8 protein-coding genes are annotated in these 7308 nt (G+C 63.9%); all 8 read right to left on the bottom strand.

Going from position 1 to position 7308, the window contains the following annotated elements:
• Nucleotides 1-364: enoyl-CoA hydratase/isomerase family protein (locus tag ROS217_RS12415; protein WP_198134888.1), on the bottom strand; the 364-nt coding region annotated here is incomplete at its 3' end.
• Between the two features lie 87 nt (nt 365-451).
• Nucleotides 452-661, bottom strand: a complete 210-nt coding sequence (locus tag ROS217_RS12410) for a hypothetical protein (RefSeq protein WP_009818106.1) — start codon at nt 659-661, stop codon at nt 452-454.
• A gap of 93 nt (nt 662-754) precedes the next feature.
• Nucleotides 755-1081, bottom strand: a complete 327-nt coding sequence (locus ROS217_RS12405) for a TraR/DksA family transcriptional regulator (protein WP_009818105.1) — start codon at nt 1079-1081, stop codon at nt 755-757.
• Nucleotides 1082-1179: 98 nt separating this feature from the next.
• Nucleotides 1180-2208, bottom strand: coding sequence for a FliM/FliN family flagellar motor C-terminal domain-containing protein (locus ROS217_RS12400; RefSeq protein WP_009818104.1), 1029 nt, complete (start codon nt 2206-2208; stop codon nt 1180-1182).
• Nucleotides 2209-2290: 82 nt separating this feature from the next.
• Entirely contained in the window at nt 2291-4975 is a 2685-nt protein-coding gene (locus ROS217_RS12395) for a sensor histidine kinase (RefSeq protein WP_009818103.1), read from the bottom strand.
• Nucleotides 4976-5242 carry a hypothetical protein gene (locus ROS217_RS12390; protein ID WP_009818102.1) on the bottom strand — a complete coding sequence of 89 codons (267 nt, stop codon included), beginning with the start codon at nt 5240-5242 and terminating at the stop codon, nt 4976-4978.
• A complete protein-coding gene (locus ROS217_RS12385; protein WP_040650567.1) occupies nt 5239-5607 on the bottom strand; it encodes a response regulator transcription factor in 369 nt (122 codons plus the stop codon). The genes ROS217_RS12390 and ROS217_RS12385 overlap by 4 nt, the downstream gene beginning before the upstream one ends.
• A 65-nt stretch (nt 5608-5672) precedes the next feature.
• A complete protein-coding gene (locus tag ROS217_RS12380) occupies nt 5673-6983 on the bottom strand; it encodes a helix-turn-helix domain-containing protein (RefSeq protein ID WP_009818100.1) in 1311 nt (436 codons plus the stop codon).
• Between the last annotated feature and the right edge of the window lie 325 nt (nt 6984-7308).

Genomic DNA, 7308 nt, shown 5'->3' with positions numbered 1-7308 from the left:
CCAATCGCGCCTCGGACTGTGCCACGCGCGCATGTGCCGCCAGCGCCAGCGCCAGACCGGCCCCGAACGTGGTGCCATGCAGGGCGGCAACCACCGGCTTGGGGTAGTCCTCAATCAGACTGGAGAGCGTATCAATCCACGGCTCCGCCAAAGGGCCATCGTATTCCGTCAGGTCCACGCCCGAGGAAAACCCCGTCCCGGCCCCTGCCAGAACAACGGCGCGCACATCCTGAGCCACCGCAGCGGCCTCCAGAGCGCGCCGCAAATCTGCGCGCAGCTCGGCAGCCAAGGCATTGGCCACAGGCCGATCGAGCAGCAGCACCGCCACCCCGTCGCGCAACTCTTGACGTATTTGCCCTGTCACACCGCCCCCGCCGATCAAACGCACCTGCACACTAGTTCTAAGGGGAAAATCCCCATGCGCAAGCGTCTGACGGAAGAAGCGGCAGGATCAGACCGGCATGTTCTCGAATTGTGCCTCAATAGCCTCGCAGAGCAAGACCTCATGCAGGCTCTTGGTCTGGTCGGGAACCGCCAGCCCCTCGGCGCGCAGCCGCTCGATCATGCGGCGCAACTGCGGCTCCAGTCTGTGGCGGCTTTCGACATCCGCCTGCCCAATTTGATGCTGTAGGCGATCAAGCTCAGTGCAAGTATTGGTCATGGTCGTCCTCCCTGGTGGCAATTGCAACTCTAACGTGTTTTTTTCCTTGAGGCTACAACATAGGCCGAGCCCGTAACAGATGCGTGACCGATCTCAGGATAGCTGCGCAGCACAGCTCCGACACAGCGGGGTTTCCGGCAGAATATCCAGCCGGTCGGCGGAAATTGGCTCTTCGCATTTGGCACAGATGCCATATGCCCCCTTGCGGATGCGGTCGAGCGCAGCACGGATTCGCACCACCTCTTCCTGTCCATGCTGACCCAGATGCTCGAGAACCTCGTCACCTTCGCGCTCGATCGCGGCGTCGTCCCAATCCTTGGATCTTGTTGAATCCAATTCACCTTCAATCGCGTGCAGGCGTTTATCCAATTCACCCAGACGCGCCATCAGCGCCGACCGATACTTTTCTGTCTCCAGCATGAGAACCCTCCCTGATTATCCTCAGTCTATCAAACCGGCGCGCTTCGGTCATTGATGCAAGTCAACCGAGGCAGGTTGATCGGCACCAAAGCGCCGGTTCACACCGGCTCCCGGCTCTGACCGGCATCGGACAGAGACACGAGATCGCGCCCCGTGCGCGGCGGCGATGCGCTTGCGGCACTGGCAACCGGCACCTGCGTCGCGGTCTCATCCTCTGGGTCGGGCCGGTCGGGCAGCGGCGCAGCCCCACCCGCGATCAGGCGCAGCGCGCGCCAGCCGTTCATCTGTCCCAGCTGTGCGATGGCCACAATATGCCCCTTGGTGCCCACCAACTGCGTCTCGCCCAGTGCCTCACGCGGGATCGGCACCAAATCGCCGGGCTTGAACGCCCAGACATCGCGCAACGGCAGCCGCAACCGGCCCATCACCGCATCAAGCACCACCGGCGCAGTACGCACCACCTGGTCCAGAGGCGCCGAGCCGTCCCCCAATGCGCCCACCCCGGGCGCTGCGCGGACGGGCAGTGGCACCACCGGCAACAGCAGGTCGAGATGCCCAGTCTTGGCCCCCGGCCCCAAATCGACCGTCAGCCGCAGCAAGTCGTAATCTGGGGCCAGAAGCACAAGCGACAGCGCGCGCATATCCTCGACCAAGTCGCCAAAGCTGAAGCCGCGCGCCAGATAGCCCTCGACCTCGGCTGTCATCTGGCTGTCAAACTCGGCCATCACCGCATCAATCAGCGGCGCGACCATCGCCGCATCGGTGCGTGTGGCGGCACGCGGCCGCGCCACGGCGGGGCGCACGGCCCCCGTGGTTTGCACCTCGATCAACCCCGCCAGAAACTGCGGATCAAGACAGAGCGCCCCCCGCGTGCCCGCCGCGCCATCAAGATGCACCAAGAGTCCCTCATCGCTCACATGCTGGGCAACCTCAGCCAAGGGCAAACGCATCTGCTCGACCGTCGCGACCGTGATGCCAAGGCCAAAGAGCGAATCCGCCACCCGTGCAAGCGCCAGCCGCAACGCCTTGGCCGGGGACATTTGACGGCTGTCAAACCCGCCCCGTGCCGCCTGTGCCATGCGTTGAATGACCGAACCGTGATCCTGCGACCCCATAGCCAGCGCCATTGCCCCCTTCTGAAGCTCATGGGGCAACCCTAGGCAGGCTTGGTTACGATTTCCTTTAGGCGGGGCCGAAAACCGCGCGCCGCTACTGCGCCGCCATGCGCGCCATCAGTGGCAAGGTCACGCGAAATGCCGCGCCCTTCTGTCCCGGCAAATAGCTGACCGCGCCCTCCAACCGGGCCATGATCTCGCGGCAAATCGCAAGGCCAAGGCCCGCCCCCCCCGCCTTGTGCTGCCCAATGCGCGAGAATTTCTCAAATATAACAGCCTGTTGTGCAGGTGCGATGCCCGATCCATTGTCGGTAAAGTCAATCACCAACTGCCCGTCCACCACGGCTGTGCGGATGGTCAGCACCGGCGGCTGCCCGTCACAATATTTGCGTGCATTGGCGATGAGATTGATGAATACCTGCGCCAATCGGTCAAGGTCGGTGGTCAATTCCACAGCCTCGGCCCCACGGTCGCGCACCACCCGGAGCGTGCCGCCCTGCACCCCCGCCGCGCGTTCCGCCCGGTCGAGGAGATCCGCCAGCGATCCCGTCTGCACATGCAGCACGACCTGACCATTCTCCAACACGCTGAGATCCAGGAGGTCATCCAAGAGCCGTGTCAGGCGCACTGCCTCGTCATGAATCACCGAGGCATATTTGTTCTGCTCCTCTGGTGTCAGATCCCCGGTGTCGCGCAGGATTTCCGAGAACGCCCGGATCGACGTCATCGGCGTGCGCAACTCATGGCTGATCTGGCTCAGGAACCCGTCCTTTTGCACCGAAAGCTGTGTCAGCTTTTCATTGGCCTGCCGGAGCTGCCGTGCGGTGCGGGCCAGTTCCTGCGATTTCGCCTCAAGCTGGCTGGAATATTCCATGATCTGCGCGGTCTCATCCGCCACCGCCATCAGATCCTCGACCGAGACCGCCGCGCCGCCGACGATCTGGCTGATCATCGCATGGGCCGTCGCGGCCCCGACCGACCCCGACAATTCCCGCTCCAACTCTTGCAGGAACGTCGGGCTGGGTTCGGGCAGATACCCCGCCAGCCCCTGCCGCCTCGCGGCCTCGGCAAAGAGCGCCTGCGCCTCGGTCGCCCCCATGATCCGCTGCGCCATGATCAACAGATCCTCGCTCTGCGCCATGCCGCCGGTCCAGCCGCCGGGCGTGCCGGAATGATCGAACACATTGACGAATTGCGCGCCCTGCAACCGCTCGACCGGCTGCGGAAAGCTGAGCAGCGAGCCAAGGACAAAGGCGGCGGTGTTGAGCAGCATCGACCACAGCACCGCATGCACCACAGGGTCCATCCCCTCGGCCCCAAAGAGCGCGCGGGGCCGCAGCCACTGCAGGCCAAAGAGCCCCTCGTCAAACACCACCTGCGGCAGCACAACCGAGGGTCCAAAGCTGGGCAGGAAGAGGCAATAGATCCACACCGTCGCCCCGACACAGAGCCCCGCCAAGGCCCCCGTGCGCGTAGCTCCGCGCCAGAACAGCCCGCCCATCAAGGCCGGCATGAACTGCGCCACACCTGCAAAGGCGATCAGGCCAATCGCCGCCAGCGCAGTCCCCCCTCCCGACAGGCGGAAATACATATAGCCCAAAAGCACGACCCCGGCGATGCTGAGCCGCCGCGCAAGCAGCGCCACATGCCGCACATCCCCCGACACCATCGCCGCACTTCCCGAAAAATGCAGCCAAAGCGGCATCACCACATGGTTCGACACCATGGTCGAGAGCGCGATAGCGGCGACGATGACCATCGAGGTGGCGCTGGAGAATCCGCCCAGAAACGACAGGATCGCCAACCCGTCGCGCCCATCCATCAACGGCAGGGTCAGCACAAAGAGATCGGGATTGGCCCCTGCCGGCATCACCTCCAGCCCCACCGCCGCGATGGGGACGACAAAGAGGCTCATCAACATCAGATAGGTCGGAAACGCCCAGGCCGCCGTGCGCAGATGGTCCTCGTCCTCATTCTCGACCACCATCACCTGAAACATACGCGGCAGGCACAAAAACGCCGCCGCCGACAGCATCGTGAGACCAACCCAGCGACTGCCCGACACCTCAAAGCGTGCAATGGCCGAGGCGTCGATCCGGTCGAGCGTCGCCGCCACCCCGCCCGATAGGCCCCAGACCACGAAAATCCCGACCGCCAAGAGCGCACAGAGCTTGACCACCGCTTCGAGCGCGATGGCCATGACCACGCCGTGATGGCGCTCGTTCGCATCCAGATTGCGCGTGCCGAAAAGAATGGTAAAGAGCGCCAGCCCCCCCGCCACCCAAAGTGCCGTGGATTGCATATCCGGCAGGGTCGTGGCCGTGGGATCGGTCTCGGCAAAGGCGGCAAAGGACAGCGTCACCGATTGCAATTGCAGCGCGATATAGGGCGTCGTGCCGATCACCGCCAACACCGTCACGATCACGGCCAGCAGGTTGGATTTGCCATAGCGCGAGGAAATCAGATCGGCGATCGAGGTGATCCGCTGACTGCGCCCCACCCGCACCATCTTGCGCAGGGTCCACCACCAGCCGATCATGATCAACGTCGGCCCCAGATAGATCGTGACGAATTCCAGCCCCGACCGCGCGGCAAAACCGACCGCGCCGTAGAATGTCCAGGCCGTGCAATAGATCGACAGCGACAGCGTATAGACATAGGGCGAGCGCAGCCAGCTTCCGCGCCCGCGCAGCGCCGCACGATCCGCCGCAAAGGCCACGGCAAAGAGAAACACCACATAAAGCACGCAAACAAGGATGAGGGCGTTGAGGATCGTCATCTAGCGCTCCTGCGATCCTTTCGGGTCATCCTCGGTATCAGTCGGGCGCAGCCGCGTCGAAATCACGCCCGAGATCCCCGCCAGCACGATCCAGAGACCAAAGATATAGAACATCGCATCCGTGGTGCGCACCTCCCTAGTCTCCCACAAGAGCGGCAGCGAGAACAACACCGCCCCGGCAATCGGCAGCATCCGCGCCGCATCCGACAAACGCCGCAGCCGATAGGTGCGCCGCGCCAGAAACAACGGGCTGCGTTCGGGACTCATGGCACCACCAGCGCCCGTACCGCCGCCAGAACATCGGCGTTGGAAAACGGCTTGGTCATGTATTGGCTGGCTCCGGCACGCTCTGCCATCTCGCGATCCTTGGTCTGGCCACGTGCCGTCAGCATCAGGACCGGCGTGCGGCCATAGACGGCATCGGCGCGGATTTCCTGAAGGATGTCAAAGCCGCTCTTGCCGGGCAGCATCACATCCAGAATGATCAGATCCGGCGCGCGGGCGCGCACCGCTTCCATCGCATCATGGCCATTCGCGTGGGTCTTTACCTCCCAGCCATCCCGCGACAGGATAAAGCTGACAGCCTCGATGATGTTCGGTTCATCCTCGATCACCAGAACCCTCTTACTCATGCAACTGGCCTCCCCTCCGTTGCGCGCGCAGGCGCTGCCGCACGTCTGTCTGTCGGTCCATCCCGTCACAATCCTTTCGCGACAATCGACGGCTCACGCCGCGCCGCACAGTCGGGCACCGGACAGATCCGACAACTCACCCCCATCTGACGCAACTCGCCCCCCGCCTCGCCCGGATCGGGCACAAGCAGCATCAGCGCCTGCATCAGCGGCGGTCGATCAAAACCCGCAGCCACAGCCTGTGCGGCCACGGCAAAGGCCTCGACCACCTCGGCCCCGCGCCCCGCCTGCCGCAACCGCATCCGAATGGGCACCTGCGGCTGGCTCAGCACCTGATAGAGCGGCCAGAGCGTGCAGGCCCCCGCCATACGCGGCATGGCAAATCCGCCAATCGGCTTGCGAAATGTCAAGGTGCCCGACGCATCGCAAATCACCAGGCCGACCGGCCCCACCTCTGCCTCCGGCAGGCTCGCCAGACGCCGGAACACCCGCGCCATATCCGCCCCCGTCGCCTCTGCCAATCGGTCGGGCCTTAGCCCCAGCATCCCCACCCGCGCCAGAAACGCCCTGAGCGGCAAGGCCTGCGCATCCTCCATATACCGCAAAAGCGCGTCGCGCGTCAGGCTCTGCGCCGGACTCGACATGCCCTGCGCCGCGGCCGCCTCGATCAACCGCGCCACATCGCGCGGCCCCGCCATCTCGCGCTCCAATTCCGCCAGATGATAGCCGCGCGCGGCCAGAAAGGCATGCATTTCGTCCTGTGGCGACGTCAGTTCCGCCTCGGTGTTGGGGGCCGCCTCCAGATACCGCACCAAGGCCTGCGCGCCTTCGGTCAACCGCGCGCTGTCCTCGTTGATGTTGCGATGAAACCGCGCCTGCCATTCCGGCTCGATCGCCTCGGTTTCGACCAGAATCGAAGACGTCGCCCGAATCGCCGTCACCGCCGAAATCACCTCATGCAGCGAATCCGACAGAAACGGGTCATGCGCCAGCCGGTCGGTCAATGTCTCGATGGTGCGCTCCAACGCCTGATTGCGGCGACGCAGCTCGTTCAACAGCCCCGCCCAACCGGGATAGCGCCCGGCGAATTCCTCGATCCGGTCCAGTTCAGGCCCATCCGTATCCGGCTTGCCCGCCGCCTCGCGCAGACCGGAAATCAACGTCACCTCAGCCCCTTGGGTCAATTGCGACGGCTCAACCTTGAGCGCCTCCGCAAGCTTGAGCAGGGTCTTGCCCCCGATCCGGCGGTGATTGTGCTCGATCAGGTTGAGATAGGAGGGCGAAATCCCGGCCTGCTGCGCCAAATCCGATTGCCGGATACCGTTCAACACCCGCCTCTCGCGAATTCTGGTGCCGATCATGAGCCGGTCCGGCATCTGGCGAGTCCTTGTCCCGGAGGGCTATCTGTGGGCAATCTGTGAGTGCGAGAATTTTTTTACAACAAGCGCACAAGACTTGTCTATAAGTTTACAGCCTGTTTATTCCACGAAAATAACGCGGCGCGCAATATTCTTACGTCGATATCCGAGGTCACGTTTTCGTACAAGCCTGCGACCCCGCCCCAATGGCCCTCAGCACCCGAGAGGCCGCGCAGACCCCTGCCCGGTTTTTACGCATCCGCGTCGCAAAGAGGCGCGACAGTCGCTTTTGATCTCCCCAGCCTGAGACGACCCTAGGACACTGCGGCGCGCGCGCCAAACT

It is taken from the genome of Roseovarius sp. 217 (assembly GCF_000152845.1).
In the GTDB taxonomy this organism is placed as follows: Bacteria; Pseudomonadota; Alphaproteobacteria; order Rhodobacterales; family Rhodobacteraceae; genus Roseovarius.
Note: the sequence above shows the minus strand (reverse complement) of the source record. Positions and strands in the feature narration are given on the sequence as shown.